23 protein-coding genes are annotated in these 25,006 nt (G+C 73.9%); 19 read left to right on the top strand and 4 right to left on the bottom strand.

Translation table 11 applies throughout. From position 1 onward, the window contains the following. Positions 1-111 precede the first annotated feature (111 nt). Positions 112-1,095: a hypothetical protein gene (locus R2737_13505; protein ID MEZ5117277.1), complete on the top strand. Its 984-nt coding sequence runs from the start codon at positions 112-114 to the stop codon at positions 1,093-1,095. Between the two features lie 178 nt (positions 1,096-1,273). On the opposite strand, the gene R2737_13500 is transcribed toward R2737_13505, so the two are convergent. Next, a complete protein-coding gene (locus R2737_13500) occupies positions 1,274-1,993 on the bottom strand; it encodes a PIG-L deacetylase family protein (GenBank protein MEZ5117276.1) in 720 nt (239 codons plus the stop codon). A 179-nt stretch (positions 1,994-2,172) separates the two neighbouring features. On the opposite strand from R2737_13500, the gene R2737_13495 reads away from it, so the two are divergent. Both R2737_13495 and pcrA read left to right on the top strand, forming a co-directional pair. Next, positions 2,173-4,140: a hypothetical protein gene (locus R2737_13495; protein MEZ5117275.1), complete on the top strand. Its 1,968-nt coding sequence runs from the start codon at positions 2,173-2,175 to the stop codon at positions 4,138-4,140. Between the two features lie 62 nt (positions 4,141-4,202). Continuing rightward, on the top strand, positions 4,203-6,581 hold the full coding sequence (pcrA, locus tag R2737_13490; protein MEZ5117274.1) for a DNA helicase PcrA: 2,379 nt from the start codon (positions 4,203-4,205) through the stop codon (positions 6,579-6,581). Here pcrA and R2737_13485 read toward each other — a convergent pair. Further along, entirely contained in the window at positions 6,578-7,732 is a 1,155-nt protein-coding gene (locus R2737_13485; GenBank protein MEZ5117273.1) for a helix-turn-helix transcriptional regulator, read from the bottom strand. The genes pcrA and R2737_13485 overlap by 4 nt on opposite strands. Before the next feature lie 231 nt (positions 7,733-7,963). On the opposite strand from R2737_13485, the gene R2737_13480 reads away from it, so the two are divergent. Then, complete coding sequence (locus R2737_13480) at positions 7,964-8,368, top strand: hypothetical protein (GenBank protein ID MEZ5117272.1); 405 nt, start codon at positions 7,964-7,966, stop codon at positions 8,366-8,368. A 96-nt stretch (positions 8,369-8,464) separates the two neighbouring features. On the opposite strand, the gene R2737_13475 is transcribed toward R2737_13480, so the two are convergent. After that, positions 8,465-9,196, bottom strand: coding sequence for a M23 family metallopeptidase (locus tag R2737_13475; protein ID MEZ5117271.1), 732 nt, complete (start codon positions 9,194-9,196; stop codon positions 8,465-8,467). Between the two features lie 543 nt (positions 9,197-9,739). Continuing rightward, positions 9,740-10,522, bottom strand: coding sequence for a M23 family metallopeptidase (locus tag R2737_13470; GenBank protein MEZ5117270.1), 783 nt, complete (start codon positions 10,520-10,522; stop codon positions 9,740-9,742). 403 nt (positions 10,523-10,925) lie between these two features. Between R2737_13470 and R2737_13465 the strand changes: the two genes are divergently transcribed. From R2737_13465 to R2737_13395, 15 genes are all read left to right on the top strand, one after another. Then, on the top strand, positions 10,926-11,336 hold the full coding sequence (locus R2737_13465) for a cobalamin B12-binding domain-containing protein (protein ID MEZ5117269.1): 411 nt from the start codon (positions 10,926-10,928) through the stop codon (positions 11,334-11,336). A 159-nt stretch (positions 11,337-11,495) separates the two neighbouring features. Continuing rightward, entirely contained in the window at positions 11,496-12,674 is a 1,179-nt protein-coding gene (gene sucC / locus R2737_13460) for an ADP-forming succinate--CoA ligase subunit beta (GenBank protein ID MEZ5117268.1), read from the top strand. A gap of 9 nt (positions 12,675-12,683) precedes the next feature. Beyond that, entirely contained in the window at positions 12,684-13,556 is an 873-nt protein-coding gene (gene sucD, locus R2737_13455) for a succinate--CoA ligase subunit alpha (protein ID MEZ5117267.1), read from the top strand. Between the two features lie 491 nt (positions 13,557-14,047). Continuing rightward, positions 14,048-15,550, top strand: coding sequence for a DUF6350 family protein (locus tag R2737_13450; protein ID MEZ5117266.1), 1,503 nt, complete (start codon positions 14,048-14,050; stop codon positions 15,548-15,550). A gap of 50 nt (positions 15,551-15,600) precedes the next feature. Then, positions 15,601-16,227: an RDD family protein gene (locus R2737_13445; protein MEZ5117265.1), complete on the top strand. Its 627-nt coding sequence runs from the start codon at positions 15,601-15,603 to the stop codon at positions 16,225-16,227. A 395-nt stretch (positions 16,228-16,622) separates the two neighbouring features. Further along, positions 16,623-17,297: a hypothetical protein gene (locus R2737_13440; GenBank protein MEZ5117264.1), complete on the top strand. Its 675-nt coding sequence runs from the start codon at positions 16,623-16,625 to the stop codon at positions 17,295-17,297. A 79-nt stretch (positions 17,298-17,376) separates the two neighbouring features. Continuing rightward, entirely contained in the window at positions 17,377-17,982 is a 606-nt protein-coding gene (gene purN / locus R2737_13435; protein ID MEZ5117263.1) for a phosphoribosylglycinamide formyltransferase, read from the top strand. After that, positions 17,979-19,562 carry a bifunctional phosphoribosylaminoimidazolecarboxamide formyltransferase/IMP cyclohydrolase gene (gene purH / locus R2737_13430; GenBank protein MEZ5117262.1) on the top strand — a complete coding sequence of 528 codons (1,584 nt, stop codon included), beginning with the start codon at positions 17,979-17,981 and terminating at the stop codon, positions 19,560-19,562. Before purN ends, purH begins: the two co-directional genes overlap by 4 nt. Positions 19,563-19,680: 118 nt before the next feature. Beyond that, complete coding sequence (locus R2737_13425) at positions 19,681-19,893, top strand: AbrB/MazE/SpoVT family DNA-binding domain-containing protein (GenBank protein MEZ5117261.1); 213 nt, start codon at positions 19,681-19,683, stop codon at positions 19,891-19,893. Positions 19,894-19,980: 87 nt separating this feature from the next. After that, on the top strand, positions 19,981-20,436 hold the full coding sequence (locus R2737_13420; protein MEZ5117260.1) for a DUF3291 domain-containing protein: 456 nt from the start codon (positions 19,981-19,983) through the stop codon (positions 20,434-20,436). Between the two features lie 28 nt (positions 20,437-20,464). Further along, positions 20,465-21,328, top strand: coding sequence for a bifunctional methylenetetrahydrofolate dehydrogenase/methenyltetrahydrofolate cyclohydrolase (locus tag R2737_13415; protein MEZ5117259.1), 864 nt, complete (start codon positions 20,465-20,467; stop codon positions 21,326-21,328). Between the two features lie 10 nt (positions 21,329-21,338). Further along, a complete protein-coding gene (locus R2737_13410) occupies positions 21,339-21,677 on the top strand; it encodes a DUF3017 domain-containing protein (GenBank protein MEZ5117258.1) in 339 nt (112 codons plus the stop codon). Positions 21,678-21,795: 118 nt separating this feature from the next. Further along, entirely contained in the window at positions 21,796-22,782 is a 987-nt protein-coding gene (locus R2737_13405) for a malate dehydrogenase (protein ID MEZ5117257.1), read from the top strand. 70 nt (positions 22,783-22,852) lie between these two features. Then, complete coding sequence (locus tag R2737_13400) at positions 22,853-24,085, top strand: NADP-dependent isocitrate dehydrogenase (protein ID MEZ5117256.1); 1,233 nt, start codon at positions 22,853-22,855, stop codon at positions 24,083-24,085. Positions 24,086-24,101: 16 nt separating this feature from the next. After that, positions 24,102-24,911, top strand: a complete 810-nt coding sequence (locus R2737_13395; protein ID MEZ5117255.1) for an exodeoxyribonuclease III — start codon at positions 24,102-24,104, stop codon at positions 24,909-24,911. The last annotated feature ends 95 nt before the right edge of the window (positions 24,912-25,006 follow it).

The raw sequence follows: 25,006 nt of genomic DNA, 5'->3' as shown, positions 1-25,006 counted from the left end.
CACTTGTGGCACTGCCTGTCCCCTGATCCGGGACATCCCGCCATGACCCTGGGGTAGGTTCGGGCTCCGGCCGCGAGGGTCGGCTGCGGGTGTGGAGCGGGTGGGGGCGCCGTGTCGCGTCGGGTGTTCATGCTTCTCGCCGTCGGAGTGTCGCTGCTGGCTGGGCTGCTGGTGACGGCTCCCCCGGCCTCGTCGGCAGAGTCATGGAGCATCGTCGGCCGGGCGGTGGATGCCTCGGTGGATGCAACGGTCGGCGCGGGGGCGGCTTACTCCGGCACCGTGACCGATGCGTCCGGTGCCCCGGTCGGCGCGCACGTCCGCTTCTACGCCGCGGACGGGACCGAGGTCCCGCAGGCTGACGTCGACACCGATCCCTCGACAGGGGCGTTCGGGGGGCTCCTGCCACCGGGGCGGTACTGGATGTGCGTCCTGCCGAACACGGAGGTGTGCACGTTCTGGCCGGGGACGGCAGCGCCGTCCGCCGCCAACCTGGTCGCGCTGCCGGTGTCCGACGTCGCGACGGACCTGTCCCTGGTGCTGCCCCGCACCGGGACCCTCGACCTGAACGTGCTCCGGAACCCGTCGGATCCCACGGAGATCACGGGTGCAGCGTTCGCCATCGCGGCCCCGGGGGACACCTCCCCCTTGATCGCGCAGCGGGCATACAACGATTCCCCCCGGCTCCGGCTGGACGTCGCCCCCGGCACCTACGTGGTGTGCTGGTGGGAGCAGATGTGCGCGCCGGGGGTGCCGCGGGCGCAGGCGTCGACGGTGACCGTGACCGCCGGGCAGACGACGGTCGTGAACATCGTCCCGCCGGCGCCGAGGATCACCTGGCTGAAGCGGGCCGGCACCGTCGTGGTGAAGGTCAAGCGGACGACGCTGCTGTCGCGGGTCGCGAGGGTCAGCGCCGGTGAGCATCTGTCGTGGGAGTCGCGGACGCCGCGTACGTGCAGGGTCACGGGTTACCTGGCCAAGCAAGCCGTCCGCGGGCTGCGGGCGGGCAGGTGCACGCTCCGAGCGATCGTGTACCCGACGGCCCTGCACCCGGGTCCGGCGGTGCAGTCGACGCGCAGCTTCCGGGTCGGCCGCTGAGGGTCCGCCGACCTCGCCCCGCCCCCGGAGGAACGTCTGACCAGCGAACGGGCCCGTGCCCATGGACCGAGGTTCCACCTGTGGGGGGTGGTGGGGCGGGTGCGCCCGAAGCGGCGGGTGGCGCTCCGCGTGGGGGCTGCGCGGCAGTCCGGCCGGCGGGCGCGGCGGGACGGGCGGGCTACGCGGTGTCGATGACCCGGAACGCCTCGGCCAGCCGGCCCTCGGGCAGGTCGAACCGCTCCGCGGTGGCGCGCATCCAGGTGCTGATGCGGTCCTCGAGGTCGTCCATGTGTCCGGTCTGGCTCTCGTGCGCGCGCAGCGCCGCCAGCTTCGCCGGCCAGTACTCCGTCACGTCCACGACGTGGTCGGGCGCGTCGGTGGCCATCACCCACACCTCGGGCACCGCCCAGTCCGCCAGCCCCTCGTCCAGCAGCAGGCTGGCGTGCGCGAACGGGTTGCGCGCGTCCGGGTAGACCGCCTGCAGCGCCGCCTCGCCGGCGGCCATGTGGTCCGGGTGCGAGGCCGCGATCCGGGCCCAGTTGCGCTCGGGTGACTGGACCAGCATCCGCTGCGGCCGGACCTGCCGGATCACCCGGGAGATGTCGCGGCGCAGGTCGTGGGTGACGGTCAGCTCGCCGTCCCGGTAGCCCAGGAACCGCACGTCGGTCACGCCCAGGCACGCCCCCGCGGCCACCTGTTCGGCGCGCCGGATGGCCGGGATCCGGTCCCGCGGCACGGTCGGGTCGAAGCCGCCGGCGTCGCCGTCGGTGACCACGCAGTACGTCACCGTGTGCCCGGCCGCCACCCAGGACGCGACGGTCCCGCCGGAGCCGAAGTCCACGTCGTCGGGATGGGCGGTGACTACCAGGACCCGCTCCACCGAGGCGTCGTCGAGCACGCCGCTCCCTCCTTCGCCCGCCGCGAGGCCGGCCCGACACCCTGTGACTCGAGTGACGCAAGTGAATGAATTACATCAGTGATGTTCACGTGCAGGACTAGAACATCTGGTAGTGCGGGTGCCATCGTAGGCGGGTGCCGTCCCCGGGTCTTCCCCCCCGAGCGGCCGCCCGAGAGGCCGTGCGTACGTCCGCACGCGTCTCCGCGCGGCCCGGCGCGCGCACCCTCGCGGCGGCCCTGACCGCCCTGCTGACCGGCGTCGGACTGCTCGCCACCGCGCTCCCGGCGACCGCCGCCGACACGCCCAGCCCCTCGACGAGCACCTCCGCCCCGTCGACCGCTCCCGCAGCGACCGACGCACCCACCCCCGACACCCCCGCTTCCGACCCGACCCCGACGCTTCCGCCCGCCCCCGTGCCCGTGGTCCCGAGCGAGCTGCCCGAGGCGTACGACGTCGACGCCACGTACGAGGGGCAGTCGCAGTGCGACCCGGCCGCCAAGCCCGGCGCGCTCAAGCTGGCCGCGCTCATCAAGGCCACGTACGGCACCAGCCAGGTCATCGGGATCGAGCGCGGCTGCTTCGTCGGCGGTCAGAGCGAGCACAAGGAGGGCCGCGCGCTGGACTGGATGACCAGCGTGCGGGTGCCCGCCCAGCGCGCGAACGCCGAGGCCTTCCTGGCCTGGCTGATGGCCAAGGACGCCGCGGGGACTCCGTACGCGATGGCCAAGCGGCTCGGCGTCATGTACATCGGCTGGAACGACCGGATCTGGCGCGGCTACGACCCCTCCCGCGGATGGGCCGAGCTGAAGGGCTGCCTGGGCAAGAACATGCAGGTGCCCGCGCAGGACACCTACTGCCACCGCGACCACATCCACATCTCGCTGACCTGGGACGGCGCGGCGGGGCTCACCTCCTTCTGGGACGGCACCGCGCAGTCCTCGCCGTACTGCCCGCGCGCCACGTCCTCGGCGTCCGGGCCGACCTCCACCGCGGGGCTGGACCTGGTCACGGTCTCCCCGGCGCGAGTCCTCGACACCCGGCTGGGTCTGGGCACGCCGTCCGGTGCCTGCCGGCTGCAGCAGGACCGCTGGAAGGGCGACAACCACCAGCTGTTCGTGAAGGTCACGGGCAAGGGGCAGGTGCCGTCGTCCGGGGTGACCGCGGTCGCCGTGCGGGTGTCGGCCGTCGGCTCCAACGCGCCGTCGTACCTGCGGGTCTGGCCGGCGGGGACCTCGCCCGTCGACGCCCCGGTGCTCAGCGTCGCGATGAACTCCAACGCGACCGCGGCCACGGTCGTGCCGGTGGGCAGCGACGGCACCATCGGCATCTCCACCCGGGCGGGCGCGACCGACGTGGTCGTGGACGTCCTGGGCTACCTGCGTCCGGCCCCCGCCGGCGCGCTGCCGGCCGGCGGCGCCCTGCACGTACCGCGGCCCACCAAGGTGTTCGACACCGCCGCCGAGGGCGGCGACCTGCAGCCGGGCGAGTCCCGGACGGTCTCGCTCGCCGGCCGCGGCGGGATCCCCGCCAGCGCCGGGTCGCTGATCCTGTCCGTGACGCCGTACGGGTCCGCCACCGCCGGCGGCGTCAAGATCTCCCGACCGGGGGAGCGGCTGACCTCGCGGACGCTCTCGGTCTACGCCCCCGCGGGGTCGCCGCGCACCGGCCGGATCGTGACACCGGCGGGTCCGGACGCCTCCCTCGTCCTCACCAACGCCGGGAAGTCCCCGGTGAAGGTCAAGATGGACCTGATCGGCTGGGCGGGTCCCGACCGGGACTCCGCCGGCGGCTCGCTGGTGCCGGTGCCGATGGCCCGGGTGATCGACACCGCCAACGGCGTCGGGATCAGCGGCGCCCTGGCGCGCAAGCGGCCGGAGACCGTGCGGCTGGCCGGCGCCGGCGGGGTGCCCGAGGGGGCGCGGGCGGTGGCGCTGCAGGTCACCACCACCGGCGGGACCCGCAACGGCGCCGTCACCGCTTGGCCCGCGGGGACGTCGAGCCCGGGCATCCGCTCGGTGGGAGTGGTCAAGCAGGCCACGTCGACGGAGCTGCTGGTGGTCCCGCTGGGGGCGGACGGCGCGGTGTCGTGGATCAGCCCGAGCACGTCGGTGCACCTGCGGGCGTACGTCGTCGGCTACCTCGCCTGAGGCCCGCGGACCGGGTCGCGCGGCCCGTCCGGGGCGTCGGGGTCGCCGCTTAGGATGCCGCGGTGGACTCCCTCTTCGACGACCTGCCGCTGCCCGGAGTCCCCGCAGCCCCCTCCTCCCCGTCGGCGGTCACCGCGACGACCCTCGCATCGGCCCGGCTGCCGGACCAGGGTTCCCCTGACGCGGAGGAGCGGCCGCAGGCGCGACCCACGCGCGACCCCGAGTCCCTCGTGGCGGACCTCAACGACCGGCAGCGCGAGGCAGTCCTGCACCGCGGCTCGCCGCTGCTCATCGTGGCCGGCGCCGGATCGGGCAAGACCCGGGTCCTGACCCGGCGGATCGCCCACCTGCTGGCCACCGGGGCCGCCCGCCCCGGCGAGATCCTCGCGATCACGTTCACCAACAAGGCCGCCGGCGAGATGAAGGAGCGGGTCGCCGAGCTGGTGGGCCCACGGGCCCGGACCATGTGGGTGTCCACGTTCCACTCCGCCTGCGTGCGCATCCTGCGCCGCGAGTCCCACCGCCTGGGCGTGTCGTCGTCGTTCTCCATCTACGACCAGGCCGACTCCCAGCGGCTGATGACGTTGGTCGTGCGCGATCTGGACCTGGACCCGAAGCGGTTCAACCCCAAGGCTTTCCTGGCGCAGGTGTCCAACCTCAAGAACGAGCTGGTCGACGAGGAGACCTACGCCTCCCGCGCGGCCAACCACACGGAGAAGATGCTGGCGGAGGCCTACACGCTGTACCAGCAGCGGCTGCGCCGGGCCAATGCGTTCGACTTCGACGACCTCATCTCGACCACGGTCGCCGTGCTGCAGCTGTTCCCGGACGTGGCCGAGCACTACCACCGGCGCTTCCGGCACGTCCTGGTCGACGAGTACCAGGACACCAACCACGCGCAGTACGTGCTGGTCCGCGAGCTGGTCGGCCGGGGTGGCGACGTCCCGCCCGCAGAACTGTGCGTGGTGGGCGACGCGGACCAGTCGATCTACGCGTTCCGCGGCGCCACGATCCGCAATATCGAGGAGTTCGAGCGCGACTACGGCGACGCGACCACGGTGATGCTGGAGCAGAACTACCGGTCCACGCAGAACATCCTCGAGGCTGCCAACGCCGTCATCTCGCGCAACTCCAGCCGGCGGGAGAAGCGGCTGTGGACCGAGGCGGGCGACGGTCCGCCGATCACCGCGTACGTCGCCGACGACGAGCACGACGAGGCCGCGTTCGTGGCCAACGAGATCGACCGCCTCGGCGACGAGCACGGCGTACGGCCGTCGGACGTCGCCGTCTTCTACCGGACCAACGCGCAGTCGCGTTCGGTGGAGGAAGTGTTCATCCGTACCGGCCTGCCCTACCGCGTCGTCGGCGGCGTGCGGTTCTACGAGCGGCGCGAGGTGCGCGACGCGCTGGCCTACCTGCGCGCGCTGGCGAACCCCGACGACGACGTGTCGCTGCGGCGCATCCTCAACGTGCCCCGGCGCGGGATCGGGGACCGGGCCGAGGCGATGCTGGAGGCCTACGCGCAGCGCGAGCGGATCCCGTTCGGCCGCGCGCTGGACCAGGCCGCGCAGGTGCCCGGGCTGGCGACCCGGTCGCTGGCCCAGGTGGAGGCGTTCGCCAGGCTGATGGGCGACCTGCGGACCCTCGTCGAGGCCGGCACCGGCCCGGCCACGGTGCTGCAGGCGGTGCTGGAGCAGTCCGGCTACCTCGCCGAGCTGCAGGCGTCCAGCGACCCGCAGGACGAGACCCGAGTGGAGAACCTGGCCGAGTTGGAGTCGGTGGCGCGGGAGTTCGAGCAGGACAAGCCGGAGGGGACCCTGACCGACTTCCTCGAGCGGGTGTCCCTGGTCGCCGACTCCGACGAGATCCCCGACTCCGACGGCGGCGTCGTCACGCTGATGACGCTGCACACCGCCAAGGGGCTGGAGTTCCCGGTGGTGTTCCTCACGGGTATGGAGGACGGGGTCTTCCCGCACCTGCGCTCGCTGGGGGAGCCGCGCGAGCTGGAGGAGGAGCGGCGGCTGGCCTACGTCGGGATCACCCGGGCGCGGCAGCGGCTGTACCTGTCCCGCGCGGTCGTCCGCTCCGCGTGGGGGGCACCGAGCTTCAACCCGCCGTCGCGGTTCCTCGACGAGGTGCCGGAGCGGCTGCTCGACTGGCGCCGGCTGGAGCCGGTGCGATCCGGTCGCGGTCCGACCGAGGGCGGGTTCGGGTCCGCGCCGTCGCTGGTGGCCGCGGCGTCGCGTCCGGGGGCGGCGACCACCGGCGTGCGGCCGGTGGTGTCGCTGTCGCCGGGGGAGCGCGTGACGCACCAGAAGTTCGGCCTGGGCACCGTGGTGTCGACGTCCGGCGTGGGCGACAAGGCCGAGGCGACCGTCGACTTCGGCAGCGAGGGCGTGAAGCGGCTGCTGCTGCGCTACGCCCCGGTCGAGAAGCTCTAGCGCCGTACGCCTTCCGGCGACTGAAGGTGCCCACCCGCGTTCAGCGGGTCGCGGGCGACGATGCCGGGCAGCTGGTCGTGGAAGAAGACGCGGGCCAGGAGCTCGCGCCTGGACCGGGTGCCAGTCTTGTCGAAGGCCGACTTCAGGTGGTCCTGCACGGTCCACGGCGAGATCACCAGCCGCTCCGCGATCGCCGCGGTGTCGAGGCCCCGGGCGACCAGCGTGGCGACGTCGCGCTCGCGCGCCGACAGCCCGAAGGCCTCCAGCCGCAGCGGCAGCGCGTACTCCTCGCCGGCCGGCTGCACCACGATCGCCACGCGACCCGCACCGGGACCGTCGGGGAGGGAGGCGTGGAAGGTCAGCCATCCCGACGAGGTGGGCACGTGCAGCGGCGGAGCCGTCCTGCCGGCCAGCCCCCGGGCGCGGGCGGTGGCGGCGATGCTGAGCGCCGCACCGGGGACCGTGCGGTGCTGCGGGTCGTCGCGCGCCAGCCGTTCCAGGAGCCGGCTGGCGGGCGGGGTGACCAGCTCGAGGCCGTCGTCGCTGTCGAGCACGAGCATTCCGGGTGCCCGCTCGTCGTCGGGACGTCGGGCGGCGTCGACGCGGTACGAGGCACGCAGCGCCTCGGCGATCGGTCGCGACAGCCGGGCCATCACCCGGGCCTGCGCTGCACCGAAGTCCCCTGTCGCCTCGGTGTTGTGCATGACGACCGCACCCCAGACGCGGCCGCGCGTGACCATGGCCGCCCGCATCTCGAACGGGGTGCCGATCGGTTCCAGGTACTCGGCGTACCGCGCGCTGCGCTCGGGGCGGCCTCGGGTCGTCTCGCTCAGGATCGCCACCGGAGTCCGGCGGCCGGCCAGGTCGGCGAACGTGTTCACGTCGTCGCGCACGTACTCGCTCGTCACGACCGCGCTCGCGGCGCTGGCCTCGGTCTCCGGCGTGAGGAACCCGCCGGCCATGAGCTCCACCGGGTTCGCCGTGGTGAGCAGCTTGGTGTCCGGGTCCAGCCCGTGCCAGCACATCGCGTCCACCGGGAACGCGCGACGCAGGCGCTCGCCGATCGCGGCGTGCAGCTCCCCGTACGCCAGGCCTCGCGAGCCGAGACGCTCCACCTCGTCGATCAGGCGATCGGCGGTCCAGGGCTCCACGACGCCATGGTGATCCGCACGGGCGGATCCGGGCGCCACATGCACGAAAGATCCCAGATCCGCGGGGATCCGCGGTGGGTGCGTGCGCGGCCAGAGTCCTCTCCGAGCCGCCGGCCGGCGGCACCGAGACAGCCCGAGCTGCCAGCGGCGGCACCGAGACAGCCCGAGCCGCCAGCGGCGGCACCGAGCGAGCCCGAGCCGCCAGCGGCGGCACCGAGCGAGGAGGACCCCATGACCATCGACATCAGCGCGACCGACGTCAGCGCGACGACTACGACGACGACGACGACCACGACGCAGGCCGTCTGCTTCGCCGCGCCGCTGCTCCCGGGAACGACGGACCGGGACCGCGAGGAGATGCTCGCGTGCGGAGAGGGCGCGCGCCGCGGCGACCACGCCGCCTCGCGGCGCCGGCACGGCATCACCCGGGAGGCCGTGTGGATCCAGAGCACGCCGGTGGGGGACTTCGCGGTGGTGCTCCTGGAGTCGCGCGACCTGCCGCGGGCACTGCACGGACTCGCCACGTCCGCCGAGCCGTTCGACGCCTGGTTCCGCAGCCACCTGCTGGCGGTGCACGGGATGGACCTGGCCGAAGGCATGAGCCTCCCCGAGCAGGTGCTGGACTACCGGGCCTGACGCGCGGCGACCGGGCAGCACGTCGTGCGTGTGCTGCCCGGTCGTGAAGGGGAGGGTTGCGCCTGCGGGCTCGTCGGCCCGGGGATGTGGGCGGGCCTACCAGCCGGCGCGCAGCCACCGGTGCGGGTCGCGGAACCGACCGTCACGGATGACCTCGAAGTGCAGGTGCGGGCCGGTGGAGTTGCCGGTCGAGCCGACCCGGCCGATGCGCTGGCCGGCCTTGACCTTCTTGCCCGGCTTGGTGTGGATGCGCGACAGGTGCGCGTAGCGCGTCTGCGCGCCGTTGCGGTGCTTGATGACGATGGCCCGTCCGTACGCGCCGGCCCAGCCGGCGGACACGACCTTGCCGTCCTGGGCGGCGCGGACCGGGGTGCCGCTGGCGGCAGCGAAGTCCAGTCCGGTGTGCCGGCCGCTGCTCCACAGCCGGCCGCGCTGGCCGTACCGCGCGGAGTAGCGGAAGTTCGTCACCGGGGTCACGCGGACCGGCAGGCGCGACGCGCGCGCGGTGCGGCTGGCGCGCTGGTCGCCCCGGCTCGTCGTGCTCGTGGCGCTGGTCGTGCTGCGGGCCCGGGTGCCGGTGGGCGTACCCGTGGCGCCGGTGCTCGTCGTCGTGCCGGCGCCGCTGCCCGAGGCGGGTCGCGTCTCGGCGGCACCCGCGGGCAGCGGGCCGGCCACGACCGCGGAGCCGACCAGCACGGCGGCTCCCGCCACGGTGCCGGCCGCGGCGGCGCCCCAGCGGCCGAGCAGGCGGCTCAGTCGGCCGGGGGAGCCGTCGGGTCGGGAGCGGTCCTCCGGGGTGGTGTCCAGGTGCAGGTCGGTGGCGGGCACGGGGGTGTCTCCTGGGGAAGCGGGATGCCCGCGGGGGACGGGCCGGATACCTCAGGGGGTACCCGGGACCCCCGTCGTGAAACCGCTTCCACGGCCGTGCCGGGGTGACCTCCCGCACAGCGCCGGCGGCGCCCGATCGGGGAGTCGCACCGCTGGTTCACCCCTGTCACATTCGTCCCGAGCCCCGGATCGTGTACCCGCCCTGGCCCCGAACACGCCGCCCGCCCTGGGCACACGATCCGCTAAGCGGATCGTGTGCCCAGGTGGGGCGGCGCGGGGCGGCGGGTGAACCAGGGCGGGGTGCGGGGCGCGGGGAACGAGGGCGGGGTGCGGGGGCGCGGGGAACGAGGGCAGGGTGCGGGGGCGGGGTGCGGGGGCGGGGTGCGGGGACGCAGGTGCCCCGCTCGTGCCTACCCGTCACACCCGCCTCAGCTGGTGGCACGCAGGACCGCCCCGTGGGGCATCAGTGGGGGTCGTACGTTCCACCGGTGGTGCCGGGGGTGGGGGTTCGGCTGCGGGTGGGGGGCTCGGGCGCGTGGCGGGTCAGCAGCCGTAGGCGCGGCAGGCCCAGTCCGGCGCGGTGTCCGGGACACCGGGCCAGGCGCCCCACAGGAAGGTCTCCGGGTCGGTCGGCACGCCGTCGACGCGGACCTCCAGGTGCAGGTGGGAGCCGGTGGAGTTGCCGGTGGTCCCCATCCGGCCGATCGGCTGGCCGGCCTTCACCGGGCCGGACGTCCGCGCCACCGACGACAGGTGCGCGTACCACAGCTCGACGCCGTCGGAGCGCTGCACGACCACCAGGTTCCCGTACGCGCGGTGGTAGTACGCCTGCGTGATCCGCCCGTTGGTCACCGACCGCACGACGTCGCCGGTGACCCCGTCGAAGTCCAGGCCGGTGTGCGCGACCGACCAGTGCGCGCCGGTCTCGCCGTACGTCGCCGTCGTGCGCACGGAGTCGACCGGCAGCCGGACGGCGAGGTCCTGGACGAAACCGTCGTCGAGGCCGGCGTCGGACCCCTGAGGCGCGTCCTCCGCGGCGATCGGCTCGACCACCAGCCCGGTGGCGCGGCCGGACCGGTCCGCCCGAAGCACCAGGGATCGGCGCTCGGCCGCGGCGGGCCCGTCGGACTCGGTCGGGACCAGCACGGGCAGCGCGAGTGTGGCGGCGGCGCTGGGCTGCAGGCCGGCCGCCGAGACGTCGGAGGCGGCGCCGCCGAGGACGGCCACGGCGGCCAGCACGGGCACGGCGATGGCGGTGGCCACGGCGGTGGCGACGACGGTCCGGCCGCGCGGCGTCAGCCGCACCGGGGTCCGCGGATCGCGCACCGGGCAGCCCCTCTCCGCCGTACGGTCCGTGGCCACACGAGCGGGTCACGGCGGGGCCGCTGCGAGGGCCCCTGTCACCGGGCCCGCCGCGAGGCGCCGGGCCGTGGAACGGCACCCGTTCCCCTCGTCCGCGGGGCGGACCAGACGGGTGCCCGCGCCGTGGATAGCAGTCCGCCGGAGCCGGGCGGAAATGCCGATGTGGTCGGCGAGGTGGGTGTGGCGTGCGGGGCCGACGAGGCGATTTCGTCCCGGTGTGCGGGACGTCGTCCCGCGGTCGTGCCGAGCCCGGCGAGTGCCCCGCGGTGCCGTCCTCGTCCCCGGCGGCGCTAGGCTCGACACGGTCCTGCGACGACCGGCACCCCCGGTCCCGTCGACAGGTCAGGCTGCGAAGGGAGCCGCGCGCATGAGCACCGCACCGGTCCGCATCGTGGTGGCCAAGCCCGGGCTCGACGGGCACGACCGCGGCGCGAAGGTCGTCGCCCGCGCCCTGCGCGACGCCGGCTTCGAGGTCATCTACACCGGGCTGCACCAGACCCCGGAGCAGATCGTGGACAGCGCGATCCAGGAGGACGCCGACGCCATCGGGCTGTCGGTGCTGTCGGGGGCCCACCTGACCCTGTTCCCGGCCGTGGTGGACCTGCTGCGGGAGCGCGGCGCCGACGACATCGTGGTCTTCGGCGGCGGCATCATCCCCGAGGACGACATCCCGACCCTGGAGTCGGCCGGGGTGGCCCACGTGTTCACGCCGGGCACCTCGATGGAGGACATCGTCGCCTGGGCCCGCGAGCACGTCGGCGACACCGCCGCCGTCTGACCGGCGGCCACCCGGCCGCCGCTCGGCGCAGCGAGCCCGCCGTCCGCCGCTGAGCCGCCGCTCACCGCGACCCGCCCCCGGAGGTGCGCGCGCCCGCCGCTAGAGTCGCGGCGATCCCGCAAGCGACCCCCGTGAACGATCCGTGAGGGCGGTGCACCGGTGGACCTGTACGAGTACCAAGCCAAGCATCTGTTCGGGAAGCACGGGGTGCCCGTGACGGCGGGCGAGGTCTGCTCGACCGCGGACGCGGCGCACGAGGCGGCCCGCAAGATCGGCACCACGGTCGTGGTGAAGGCCCAGGTGAAGACCGGTGGCCGGGGCAAGGCCGGCGGCGTGAAGCTGGCGGAGACGCCGGACGAGGCCGCCGAGAAGGCCGGCGCGATCCTCGGCATGGACATCAAGGGGCACACGGTCCACCGGGTGCTCATCACCGAGGCGACCGACATCGCCGAGGAGTACTACGTGTCCTTCCTCCTCGACCGGGCCGAGCGGGCGTTCCTCGCGATGGCCAGCGTCGAGGGTGGGGTCGAGATCGAGGTGGTGGCGGCCGAGCGGCCCGAGGCGCTGGCCAAGGTGCGCGTCGACGCGCTCGAGGGCGTCACGCCCGCCAAGGCCCGCGAGATCGTGGACGCGGCGAACTTCCCGGAGGCCGTACGCGCCCAGGTCGCCGACGTCCTGACCCACCTGTGGCGGGTGATGATCGACGAGGACGCCACGCTGGTCGAGGTCAACCCGCTGGTGAAGACCGACGACGGGCGGGTCGTGGCACTGGACGGCAAGGTCACCCTCGACGGCAACGCCGACTACCGGCACGCCTCGCACGCCGACTTCGTGGACCGCAACGAGACCGACCCGATCGAGCTGCGCGCCAAGGAGTACGACCTCAACTACGTCAAGCTGCACGGCGAGGTCGGCATCGTCGGCAACGGCGCGGGTCTGGTGATGTCGACGCTGGACGTGGTGGCGTACGCGGGCGAGGAGTTCGGCGGCATCAAGCCGGCGAACTTCCTCGACATCGGCGGCGGCGCGAGCGCCAAGGTCATGGCCAACGGACTGGACATCGTGCTCAACGACCCCGAGGTCAAGGCCGTGTTCGTCAACGTGTTCGGCGGGATCACCTCCTGCGACGCGGTGGCCGACGGCATCGTGCAGGCGATCGGCATGCTGGCCGAGCGCGGTGAGCCGGTGACCAAGCCGATCGTGTGCCGCATCGACGGCAACAACGCCGCGGAGGGGCGGCGGATCCTGGACGAGTTCGAGCACGAGGTGATCGAGCTGGTCGAGACGATGGATGACGCGGCCCGCCGGGTGGCCGAGCTCGCGTCCCAGGCGAAGTGAGGCGGGACGATGGCGATCTTCCTCGACAAGGACAGCCGGATCCTGGTGCAGGGCATGACCGGGTCCGAGGGCACCAAGCACACCCGCCGGATGGTGGCCAGCGGCTCGCAGATCGTTGCCGGCGTCACGCCCGGCAAGGGCGGGCAGGACGTCGACGGCATCCCGGTGTTCAACTCGGTGGCCGAGGCGCGTGACGCGACGGGCGCGAACGTGTCGGTGGTCTTCGTACCGCCGAAGTTCGCCAAGGGCGCGGTGGAGGAGGCGGTCGACGCCGCGCTGCCGCTGTGCGTGGTCATCACCGAGGGCATCCCCGTGCACGACACCGCCCAGTTCTTCCAGTACGCCGTCAACGCCGGGACGACGCGGATCATCGGGCCGAACTGCCCGGGCATCATCAGCCCCGGCCAGTCCAACGCCGGGATCATCCCCGCGGACATCACCAAGCCCGGGCGCATCGGGCTGGTGTCGAAGTCCGGCACGCTGACCTACCAGATGATGTACGAGCTGCGGGACATCGGCTTCTCCACCTGCGTCGGCATCGGCGGCGACCCGATCATCGGGACCACGCACATCGACTGCCTCGCGGCGTTCCAGGACGACCCGGACACCGACGCGATCGTCATGATCGGCGAGATCGGCGGGGATGCCGAGGAGCGTGCGGCGGCGTACATCGCCGAGCACGTGACCAAGCCGGTCGTCGGCTACGTCGCCGGGTTCACCGCGCCGGAGGGGAAGACGATGGGCCACGCCGGCGCCATCGTGTCCGGGTCCTCGGGCACCGCGGCAGCCAAGCAGGAGGCCCTCGAGGCCGTCGGCGTCCGCGTCGGCCGGACGCCGAGCGAGGCGGCCCGGCTGATGCGGGAGCTGATGACCGCCGGCTGACGCGGCCCCCCGCGCTGCGGGGTTCGCCCGCCTGTGCGGGCGCTCCCACCCGGGACGTCGGCCTCGGGCTCACTCGGGCGACGAACGACGCGTCACACCCGTCACGTCGCTCACCACCATGGTGACGTTGTGCCGAGACACGCCGGCGTGTCTCGGCACAACGTCACACTCGACAGAGCGGCCCAGCGGCGTCGCGCGAGGCGCACCTCCCCGTCCGCAGCCGCACCCGTCCCGCCCGCCTCACCCGCCCCCGCCGGTGGAACCCCGCGCCACCCGCAGGGGGCGCGGAGGTGGTCGTACGTTCCACCGGTGGGTCGGGGGGCACCCCGGCCCGGTCACCGGTCCCCGACCCGGTCACCGGTCCCCGGCCCGGGCCCCGGCACCCGGCCCGGTCCCCGGCACCCGGCCAGGGGGCGCCGTTCTGGTGCGGGTGTGACGGAAGGGGCGTGGCGGTCCCACGGGGCGTACGCGACTCCTGGGAAGGTGACCCCATGCCGCGTCCCGCCGACCCGCCCGGGTCCGACCAGCACGACACCGTGGTCCTGGTCCGCCCGACGGGGACCGGCGGTGCGGCCGCGGCCACCGACGGCCGCCACCCACGACCTGCCGAGTCCGGGCGGGCCGAATCCGGGCGGGCTGAGTCCGGGCGGGCCGAGTCCGGGCGGGCTGAGTCCCGGCGGGCCGAGGCGGCCGCGGGTGCGGGACGCCGTCGCTCCCGCGCGGCGCGCCGACCGGCCCCCGCGGCCAGTCCCGAGTCCCTGGCCCCACCCGCGCCCGCCTCGACCACGCTCCGGCTGCCCCCGCTGGTCGCGGGCGCCGCGGCCGCCCTCTGGTCGGCCGTGCTCGGCCTGAGCCTGCTCGGCCTGGTCGTCGTCCTGGCGTGGGTCGCCGCACCGCACGACGAGACCCCCTGGTCGGCGACCCTGCGGGCCGCCGGGTCGGCGTGGCTGGCGGCGCACCACGTACCCCTGATCCTCGACGGGATCCCGCTGACGCTCACGCCCTGGGGCCTGCTGCTGGTCCCGGTTCTGCTGCTGGCGCTGACGACCCGATGGGCGGTGCGGACCGGGCGGGTCCGCGACGGTGGCGCGGTGGCGCTGCTCGTCGCCGGCGCGGCGGGGGCGTACGGGATCGCCGGTGCGGGGGTCTCCCTGCTGGTCGGAGGCGCCGAGCTCACCGTCCTCACCACGGAGGCGGCGGTGCTCACCGCCGCCGTGGCCGCTCTCGTCGTCAGCGTCACCGCGCTGCGGCGCTCCGGGGTCGGCGGGCGGCTGCTCGCCCGGCTGCCCGCGACCGTTCGGTTGTCGCTGTCCGCGGGTGCGGCCGCGGCCGCCGTCGTGGTGGGCGCCGCCGCGCTGGTGGTGGCCGTCCTGCTGATGCTCTCCGGTGAGCGCCGGGCGGCACTCACCGACGCGCTGCAGCCCGGGACGACCGGTGGCCCGCTCCTGCTGCTGCTGTCCCTGGCGTACCTCCCCGTCCTCGTGGCCTGGACGGCCGCGTTCCTCGTCGGCCCGGGCGTGGCCCTCGGGGCCGGCGCGGTGGTCAGTCCGTTCGAGGTCGCGCCGGGCGACCTGCCCGCGTTCCCGCTGCTCGCGGTCGTGCCCGAGAGCCGGCACTGGGCCTACGTCGCCGTCCTGCTGGTACCCGTCCTTGCCGGAGCGGTCGCCGCCCTGGTCCTGGCCCGCGGCCGCGACCGGGATGCGCCACCCGACACGGCGGTCCTGGTCGGGTCCGTGACCGGGGTCGCCGCCACCGCCGGACTCGCGGTCGCCGTGCTCGCCTGGCTGTCGTCCGGGGGCCTCGGCTCCGCACGCCTGTCCGGCCTGGGCCCCGACCCGCTGGCCACCGGGGCCGCCACTGCGGGCCTGGTCGGGTTCGGCTGCCTGGTGGCGACGCTGCTGCTCAGCGTCCGTACGGGTGCGGACGCAGCCACGCCACCGGCAGCGTCCACCTCCGCGCCCGCCGTCGCCGCCGGCAGCACGCCGGCGTCGTAGCCTTCGGGCATGTCGCCCGCCCACGCCCACCGTCCGTGCCGGCGGGCGCGGTGACGACCCCCGGATCCGCGCCGGTCCACGGCCGGCACCGGGCTCCCCGGGGAGCGTCCGTCGGCGCCGGCGCCGACGCCGGCACCGCGACGCCCGGCCCCTCGGGCGGCGCGGCCGTCCTGGCCGGCCTGCTGCCGCGCTTCCTGTCGGCGGTCCTGGACCTGGCGCTGGTCCTGGCGGTCGGCGTCGGGCTGGCGCTGCTCGTCACCGTCCCGCTGCTGGGGCGCAACCCGACGGTCGACCCGTCGACGGGGGCGATCTTTGTCGGCTCACCGCTGGGGACCGCGCTGGTGGAGGCCCTCACCGTGGGCGTGGTCGCGGCGGCGTACTCCTGGGGGTTCGTCGGCCTGTCCGGCCGGACGCCCGGCCGCCGACTGCTGCGCGTCCGCGTCGTCCGCGGCTCGGACGGGGTCCGCCCCGGCCTGGGTCGCGCCGTGCTGCGGTGGCTGCCCGTCGGCGGGGTCTGGCTCCTCGCCTGGGGGCTGGGCTGGTACGTCCCGTACGTCGGGACCGCGCTGCTCCTGGCGGCGCTCGCCGCGGTCACGTCGCCCGTCTGGGACCGGCGGGGTCGGCTGCGCGGCTGGCCGGACCGCCTCGCCGGCACGCTGGTGCTCGCCGACACCTGACGCCCCGGGCCCGACCGGGGGCCGCATCCCGCTCCCGGGTGTGTCCGGCGACACGCAACGTCACCCGTTCGGATGTCCCCACTTCCGCGCGAGGGTGCGGAATGATCGGTGCGCAGGTTCCGCGGACGAGGAGGCAGACCGTGTCCGACCAGAACGTCCCCCCGGGGACGCCCGATCCCGAGGTGCCGCCGCCTGGCGCGACCCCTCCTCCGCCCCCGCCGCCGGCGGGAGGCACTCCGCCGCCCCCGCCGCCCGGCGCGGGCGCACCGCCGCCCCCGCCGCCCGGTGGCGCTGCGCCACCGCCCCCGCCCCCTCCGCCGCCCCCGCCGGGGACCGGAGCGGGCTACGGCTACGTCGGCCCGCCGCCCCCCGGTGCGCCCGGCGGGCAGCCCGACGTGGGCAAGGGCTTCTCGTGGGCCATCGCGAAGTTCGGCCAGTACTGGATCGCGTTCGTGGGCCTAGCGGCCGTCGTGTTCGCGATCCGGCTGCTGCAGTGGCTGGCCACCACGCCGATCACCAACGCGTTCCTCAACTGCGACACGGTGACGGTCAACGACACGACGCTGTCGTCCTGCGTCGCGAGCTTCGGGACGACGATCCTCGTCGGCATCATCATGGCGATCGTCTTCGGCGTCCTCGCCTGGCTGGCCACGATCGGCGTCTACCGCGCCGCGCTGAAGACCTCGCTGGGTGAGACCCCCGGGTTCCACAACATCACCAGCGCGGAGAACCTCGGCGCCTACATCCTGGTCGCCATCGTGTTCGGCCTCATGGTCGGCATCGGCCTGGTGCTGTGCATCCTGCCCGGCCTGGTCGCGATCTTCCTGTTCCAGCTGGCGCCGTTCTACGCACTGGACAAGGGCGAGGGGATCGGCAAGGCGTTCGGCAGCAGCTACCGCGCGGTGACGAAGAACTTCGTCCCCGCCCTGCTGATGACGCTGATCAACGCCGCCGCCGCGTTCCTCGGCGGGTTCTTCTTCGGCATCCTCACCCTGGTCCTGCTGCCCTTCGCGGCGCTGTTCACGGTGAACATGTACCGCCAGTTCAACCAGGAGCAGATCGCGCCCTGAGCGCGACCACACCCCTGATGGAGGGGGGCCGCCCACGCGGGCGGTCCCCCTCCGGCGTGCTCGGATAGGGTCGCCAGACGTGAGCGCCCGTGTCGTGGTCCTGGCCTCCGGCACCGGCACCCTCCTGCAGGCCCTCCTCGACGCCGCCGCGGACCCCGACCACCCCGTCGCCGTCGTCGCCGTCGGCACCGACCGCCCCCAGGTCCAGGCACTCGAGCGGGCCGTGCACGCCGGGGTGCCGACCTTCACGGTGCCCCCCGGCGCCTACCCCGACCGGGCCGCCTGGGACGTGGCGCTGACCGCCGCGGTGGAGCCGTACGACCCGGCCTGGGTGGTCTCCGCCGGCTTCATGCGGCTGCTCGGACCCGTCTTCCTGGCGGAGTACGGCGGCCGGATCGTGAACTCACATCCCGCGCTGCTGCCGTCGTTTCCCGGCGCGCACGGAGTCCGCGACGCGCTGGCGTACGGCGTGCGCGTCACCGGGTGCACGGTGCACCTGGTCGACTCCGGGGTGGACACCGGCCCGGTCATCGCCCAGGAGGCGGTCGCGGTCGCCGAGGACGACGACGAGGCGACCCTGCACGAGCGCATCAAGACCGTCGAGCGTCGGCTGCTGGTCGACGTGGTGGCCCGGCTGGCCGTGCACGGGTGCACCGTGTCCGGCAGGAAGGTGACGATCCCGTGAGCGAGCAGCCCGCAGACCCCGGCCGCCGGCCGTTCCGCCGCGCCCTGGTGTCGGTCTACGACAAGACCGGCCTGGACGACCTGGCCCGCGCCCTGCACGACGCCGGCGTGGAGATCGTGTCGACCGGGTCGACCGCCGCGCGGATCGCGGCGCGAGACGTGCCGGTCACCCAGGTGCAGGACCTCACCGGCTTCCCCGAGTGCCTGGACGGCCGGGTCAAGACGCTGCACCCGCGGGTGCACGCGGGGCTGCTGGCCGACCTGCGGCAGGCAAGCCACGTCGACCAGCTGGCCGAGCTCGGGATCGAGCCGTTCGACCTGGTCGTGGTGAACCTGTACCCGTTCAGCGACACCGTGGCCTCGGGGGCCGCGCCCGAGGAGTGCGTGGAGCAGATCGACATCGGTGGCCCGGCCATGGTCCGCGCGTCGGCGAAGAACCACGCCAACGTCGCCGTCGTGGTGTCCCCGTCCCGCTACCCCGACGTCGTGGCGGCGCTCGCCGACGGCGGCTTCACCCTCGACCAACGGCGCACCCTGGCCGCCGAGGCGTTCGCGCACACCGCCACCTACGACATCGCCGTGGCGTCGTGGATGGGCAGCGTCGTCGCGCCCGACCCGGACGGCAACGGCTTCCCGGTCTGGCTGGGCGCCTCGTGGGAGCGGGCCGAGGTGCTGCGCTACGGCGAGAACCCGCACCAGGCGGCCGCCGTCTACGCCGCGCACGAGCACCGGCCGGGGCTCGCCCGCGCCGAGCAGCTGCACGGCAAGCAGATGTCCTACAACAACTTCGTCGACGCCGACGCGGCGCGCCGGGCGGCGTACGACCACACCGAGCCCGCGGTGGCGATCATCAAGCACGCCAACCCGTGCGGCATCGCGATCGGCGCGGACATCGCATCGGCCTACGCCCGCGCCTTCGACACCGACCCCATCTCCGCCTTCGGCGGGGTCGTCGCCGCGAACCGGCCGGTGGACCTGGCGATGGCGCAGGCCATGGGTGACGTGTTCACCGAGGTCGTGGTCGCGCCGGGGTACGACGATGACGCGCTGGACTTGTTGCAGCAGAAGAAGAACCTGCGGATCCTGCGGGTCGAGGGTCCGCACCCGGGGTACCGGGTGGAGTGGCGTTCGATCAGCGGCGGGGTGCTGCTGCAGACCGTCGACGACGTCGAGGCCGACGGCGACGACCCGTCGGAGTGGCAGCTGGCCTGCGGGGACCCGGTGGACGAGGCGACCCTGCGCGACCTGGAGTTCGCCTGGCGGGCGGTGCGGTCGGTGAAGTCCAACGCGATCCTGCTGGCCCGTGACGGCGGCGCCGTCGGCATCGGCATGGGCCAGGTCAACCGGGTGGACTCGGCCCGGTTGGCGGTCGCGCGCGCGGGCGACGGGCGGGCCCCGGGTTCAGTGGCGGCGTCCGACGCGTTCTTCCCGTTCCCGGACGGCCTGGAGGTGCTGACCGAGGCCGGCGTGCGCGCCGTGGTCCAGCCCGGCGGGTCGGTCCGGGACGAGGAGGTCATCTGGGCGGCGAGGTCGGCCGGGGTGGCGATGTACTTCACCGGGACGCGGCACTTCTTCCACTAGTCCCACGGCACCACCCGCGGCGACGGCCCCAGTCCCGCCGCGCGTCCCGGTCCCCGGGGATCTCCTGTAGGAAACGTATGATGAGTTATACTTGTCCTACCAGATCGAAGGGGGACGCATGCGCACGGTGAAGTCGCTCATCGGCATGGCGACCGTGGGAGCCAAGGGTCAGATCGTCATCCCGGTCGAGGCGCGCAGGGAGCTGGGCATCGAAGAGGGCGACAAGCTGGTGATCCTGCGAGGCAAGACCAGCAAGACCCTGATTCTGCTGACGCATCCCGAGATGGACCGGCTCATCGAGAAGCTGGACATCACCGACGACGACCTCTGACGTGGACCGGCTTCCCCGCATGTCGGGGGATCTCGGGTCCTGCAATCTCGGCTGCTGCCGCGGCCGGGGACCGGTACGGTCACCGCCGTGCCAGACGCCGAACTCCCTCGTCAGCTCGCGCAGCTCAACATCGCGCGGCTGCGTGCCGCGCTGGACTCGCCCGAGCTGGCCGACTTCGTGGCGGCCCTGGACGACGTCAACGCCTCCGCGGAGAGTGCCTCGGGCTTCGTCTGGCGGCTGAAGGACGAGAGCGGCAACGCCACCTCGATCCGCCCCTGGGGCGAGGACGTGGTCGTCAACCTCTCGGTCTGGGACTCCGTGGAGTCGTTGCGCGCCTGGATGTACGCCGGGCAGCACCTGGAGCTGCTGCGCCGCCGGCGCGAGTTCTTCGTCCCCCTGGCGTCGCACCACCTGGTGCTGTGGTGGGTGCCGGAGGCGCACCGCCCCGACCTGGATGAGGCGCACCTGCGGCTGAGCATGCTCGACCGGCTCGGGCCGTCCGCCGAGGCGTTCACGCTGCAGCGGGTCTTCCCGTCGGAGTGACACCGGGGGCGTGGCAGGATCGGCGCCCGTGAGCGCGACGATCCTGGACGGCAAGGCCACCGCAGCGGCGATCAAGGGCGAGCTGGCGGTGCGCGTGGCGGCGCTGGCGGAGCGGGGGGTCGTACCCGGGCTGGGCACGGTGCTCGTCGGTGACGACCCGGGCAGCCACGCGTACGTCCGCGGCAAGCACCGCGACTGCGCCGAGGTCGGCATCGCGTCGGTGCGCGTCGACCTGCCCGAGACCGCATCCCAGGCCGACGTCGAGGACGCCGTCCACGCGCTGAACGCCGACCCGGCCGTGACCGGCTACATCGTGCAGCTGCCGCTGCCGAGGGGCCTCGATGCCAACCGGGTGCTGGAGCTGATGGACCCGGGCAAGGACGCCGACGGTCTGCACCCGACCAACCTCGGTCGGCTGGTCCTCGGCGTCCCCGCGCCGCTGCCGTGCACGCCGCGCGGGATCGTGGAGCTGCTGCGCCGGTACGACGTGCCGATCGCGTCCGCGGAGGTCGTGGTGCTCGGCCGCGGCGTCACCGTCGGCCGCCCGCTCGGCCTGCTGCTGACCCGGAAGTCGGAGAACGCGACGGTCACGCTGACGCATACGGGCACGCGCGACCTGGCCGCCCACACCCGCGGCGCCGACATCGTCGTGGCCGCCGCCGGGGTGCCGCGGCTGGTCACCGCGGACATGGTCAAGCCCGGCGCCGCGGTCCTCGACGTCGGCATCACCCGCACCGACGAGGGGCTGGTCGGGGACGTCGACCCCGGCGTGCTCGAGGTGGCCGGCTTCGTCGCTCCCATGCCCGGGGGCGTCGGTCCGATGACCCGGGCGATGCTGCTCGCCAACGTGGTCGAGTCCGCGGAGCGGGCCGCGGGCGTCCACGCGGGGTAGCGTCCCCGTTGTGGGCCCGTCCGCGCCGATGCCGCCGTACGACGGGGACCGGCTGGCCGAGGTGCGTCACCTCCCGCGCCGGCGCCGCCTGTCGTTGCGGCAGTGGCCGCTGACGGTGGTGCTGGTCCTGCTGGCGATCGCCCTCGCGACCATCGCCCTGGACCACTTCCGCCGCGGCGCGGTGCTGATGTCCGGCTCGGTCGTGCTCGCGTTCTTCCTGCGGCTGCTGCTCACCGACGAGGACGCCGGGCTGCTGGCCGTGCGCTCCAAGCGGGTGGACCTCGTCGTGCTCGCCCTGCTCGGCATCGGGATCTCGATCTTCACCTTCATCGTTCCCGCCCCGAACTGACGGCCCCTGCGGCCGCGGGACGCGGGTCGCCCCGGCCCGGCGGATCCGCTAGCCTCGGACCCGGTATCTTGACCTCAAGAGACTTTCCGCCCGGTCGCAGAGGAAGGGGCCCCGCGCCATGGCCCGTACCCCCGTCAACGTCACCGTCACCGGAGCCGCCGGCCAGATCGGCTACGCGCTGCTGTTCCGGGTCGCCTCGGGCCAGCTGCTCGGACCCGACGTCCCGGTCCGGCTGCGGCTGCTGGAGATCCCGCCGGCGGTGAAGGCGGCCGAGGGCACCGCGATGGAGCTCGACGACTGCGCGTTCCCGCTGCTCGCCGGCATCGACATCTCCGACGACCCGATGGTCGCCTTCGACGGCGTCAACGTGGCCCTGCTCGTCGGTGCGCGCCCCCGGACCAAGGGGATGGAGCGCGGCGACCTGCTCGAGGCCAACGGCGGCATCTTCAAGCCGCAGGGCGCGGCCATCAACGCGGGCGCGGCGGACGACGTACGCGTCCTCGTCGTCGGCAATCCCGCCAACACCAACGCGCTCATCGCGCAGGCGCACGCTCCCGACGTGCCGAAGGAGCGCTTCACCGCGATGACGCGCCTGGACCACAACCGGGCCCTGTCGCAGCTGGCCGCCAAGACCGGCAGCACGGTCAACGACATCGAGCGACTGACCATCTGGGGCAACCACTCCGCGACCCAGTACCCCGACATCTTCCACGCGACCGTGTCCGGGCGTCCGGCGACCGAGCTGGTCGACCAGGCCTGGCTCGAGGACGACTTCATCCCGACCGTCGCCAAGCGCGGCGCCGCCATCATCGAGGCCCGGGGCGCGTCGTCGGCGGCCTCGGCAGCCAACGCCGCCATCGACCACGTCTTCTCCTGGGTCAACGGAACACCGGAGGGCGGCTGGACCTCCGCCGCGATCCCGTCGGACGGCTCGTACGGCGTCCCCGAGGGCCTGATCTCGTCGTTCCCCTGCGTGTCCCGTGACGGTCGCTGGGAGATCGTCCAGGGCCTGGAGGTCAACGACTTCTCCCGCGCCCGCATCGACGCCTCGGTCGCCGAGCTGGCCGAGGAGCGCGAGGCCGTCCGCGCGCTCGGCCTGATCTGACCCGCGCTCCGGTCTGACGCCCGCCCCACGAACCCGACCCCGACACCGCACCCCAGCAAGGAGTCCCAGCGTGGCCAAGATCAAGGTCGAGAAGCCCGTCGTCGAGCTCGACGGCGACGAGATGACGCGGATCATCTGGCAGTTCATCAAGGACCAGCTGATCAAGCCGTACCTCGACGTCGAGCTCGACTACTACGACCTCGGCATCGAGCACCGGGACGCCACCGACGACCAGGTGACCATCGACGCGGCCAACGCCATCAAGAAGTACGGCGTCGGCGTCAAGTGCGCCACCATCACGCCGGACGAGGCGCGGGTCGAGGAGTTCGGCCTGAAGAAGATGTGGCGCTCGCCGAACGGGACCATCCGCAACATCCTGGGCGGCGTCATCTTCCGCGAGCCCATCATCATCAGCAACATCCCGCGGCTGGTGCCGTCGTGGACCAAGCCGATCGTCGTCGGCCGTCACGCGTTCGGAGACCAGTACCGCGCCACCGACTTCAAGGTGCCCGGTCCCGGCACCCTCACGATGACGTTCACCCCGGCGGACGGCTCGGAGCCGATGGAGTTCGAGGTGTACGACTTCCCGGGCGGCGGCGTCGCGATGGGGATGTACAACCTCGACGAGTCGATCCGCGACTTCGCGCGCGCGTCGCTGCGCTACGGCCTCAACCGGAACTACCCGGTCTACATGTCCACGAAGAACACGATCCTCAAGGCGTACGACGGCCGGTTCAAGGACATCTTCGCGGAGGTCTACGAGAACGAGTTCCAGCAGCTCTTCGAGGAGCGCGGCCTCACCTACGAGCACCGGCTCATCGACGACATGGTCGCGGCCGCGCTGAAGTGGGAGGGCGGCTACGTCTGGGCCACCAAGAACTACGACGGCGACGTGCAGTCCGACACCGTCGCGCAGGGGTTCGGCTCGCTCGGCCTGATGACCTCGGTCCTGATGACCCCGGACGGCCAGACGGTCGAGGCCGAGGCGGCGCACGGCACGGTGACCCGGCACTACCGGATGCACCAGCAGGGTAAGCCGACCTCCACCAACCCGATCGCGTCGATCTTCGCGTGGACGCGCGGGCTGCAGCACCGCGGCCGGATGGACAACACCCCCGACGTGGTCCGGTTCGCCGAGACGCTGGAGACGGTGTGCATCAAGACCGTCGAGGACGGCCACATGACCAAGGACCTGGCGCTGCTGGTCGGGCCGGACACCGAGTGGCTGACGACGCAGGACTTCCTCGGCGCGATCGACTCCAACCTGCAGCAGCGGATGGCCACCCTCGGCCTGGCGGGCTGACTCGGTCCGCCGGGACGTGCTGACGGTCGTCACCGCCAACGTCAACGGGATCCGTGCCGCCGCCCGCCGCGGCGGCACGGCCTGGCTGGCCTCCTGCGGAGCCGACGTCCTGTGCCTGCAGGAGGTGCGGGCGTCCGACGCCCAGGTGTCCATGGTGCTCTCGGAGGCCGGCCTGGGTGACTGGCACGTGGCGCACACCGAGGCGTCGGTGCCGGGCCGCTCCGGGGTGGCCGTGGTCAGCCGGCTGCCGTTCGACGCGGTGCGGGTCGGCGTCGGCGACGCCGAGTTCGCCGACAGCGGGCGCTGGGTCGAGGCCGACGTCGCCACTGCGCTCGGTCCGGTCACGGTCGTGTCGGCATACGTGCACACCGGCGAGGCGGACACGCCGCGGCAGGCCGAGAAGTACCGCTTCCTCGACGCGATGGACCGGCGGCTGACCGCGCTGCGTCGCCGGGCCACCCGGCGGGGCGGGCACGCGCTGGTGACCGGTGACCTCAACGTCGCGCACCGCGAGGTCGACATCAAGAACTGGCGGGGCAACCGGGGCAAGGCCGGCTTCCTCGAGGGGGAGCGGGCCTACCTGGACCGCTGGGCCGGGCGCGGCTGGGTGGACCTCGGCCGCGCCTTCGGCGGCGACGGCCCGGGTCCGTACACCTGGTGGTCCTGGCGCGGCCGCGGCTTCGACACCGACGGGGGCTGGCGGATCGACTACCAGCTCGCGACCCCCGGCCTGGCCGCCCGCGCGGTGTCCGCGGAGGTGGGCAAGGCGCCCACGTACGCCGAGCGCTGGAGCGACCACGCCCCCCTCACCGTCCGCTTCACCTGACGTCCCGCGGCGGCCGCTCCCCGACCCCCCGTCCCCGGCGCCCCCCGTGCTCTCTCCGCGACGGAATGAGTCCCCACGCTGCTTGCGGCCCGATT

Source organism: Candidatus Nanopelagicales bacterium (assembly GCA_041393815.1).
GTDB lineage: Bacteria > Actinomycetota > Actinomycetes > S36-B12 > JAWKJK01 > JAWKJK01.
The sequence above is the reverse complement of the archived record's forward strand: the minus strand, read 5'-3'. Positions and strand labels throughout refer to the sequence as shown.

What these genes read in the sequence shown, in the direction of transcription:
- R2737_13425 (MEZ5117261.1), top strand. Translation starts at nt 19,681, where the DNA reads ATGCGCACGGTGAAGTCGCTCATCGGCATGGCGACCGTGGGAGCCAAG.
- R2737_13465 (MEZ5117269.1), top strand. Translation starts at nt 10,926, where the DNA reads ATGAGCACCGCACCGGTCCGCATCGTGGTGGCCAAGCCCGGGCTCGAC.
- sucD (MEZ5117267.1), top strand. Translation starts at nt 12,684, where the DNA reads ATGGCGATCTTCCTCGACAAGGACAGCCGGATCCTGGTGCAGGGCATG.
- R2737_13405 (MEZ5117257.1), top strand. Translation starts at nt 21,796, where the DNA reads ATGGCCCGTACCCCCGTCAACGTCACCGTCACCGGAGCCGCCGGCCAG.
- R2737_13480 (MEZ5117272.1), top strand. Translation starts at nt 7,964, where the DNA reads ATGACCATCGACATCAGCGCGACCGACGTCAGCGCGACGACTACGACG.
- R2737_13450 (MEZ5117266.1), top strand. Translation starts at nt 14,048, where the DNA reads ATGCCGCGTCCCGCCGACCCGCCCGGGTCCGACCAGCACGACACCGTG.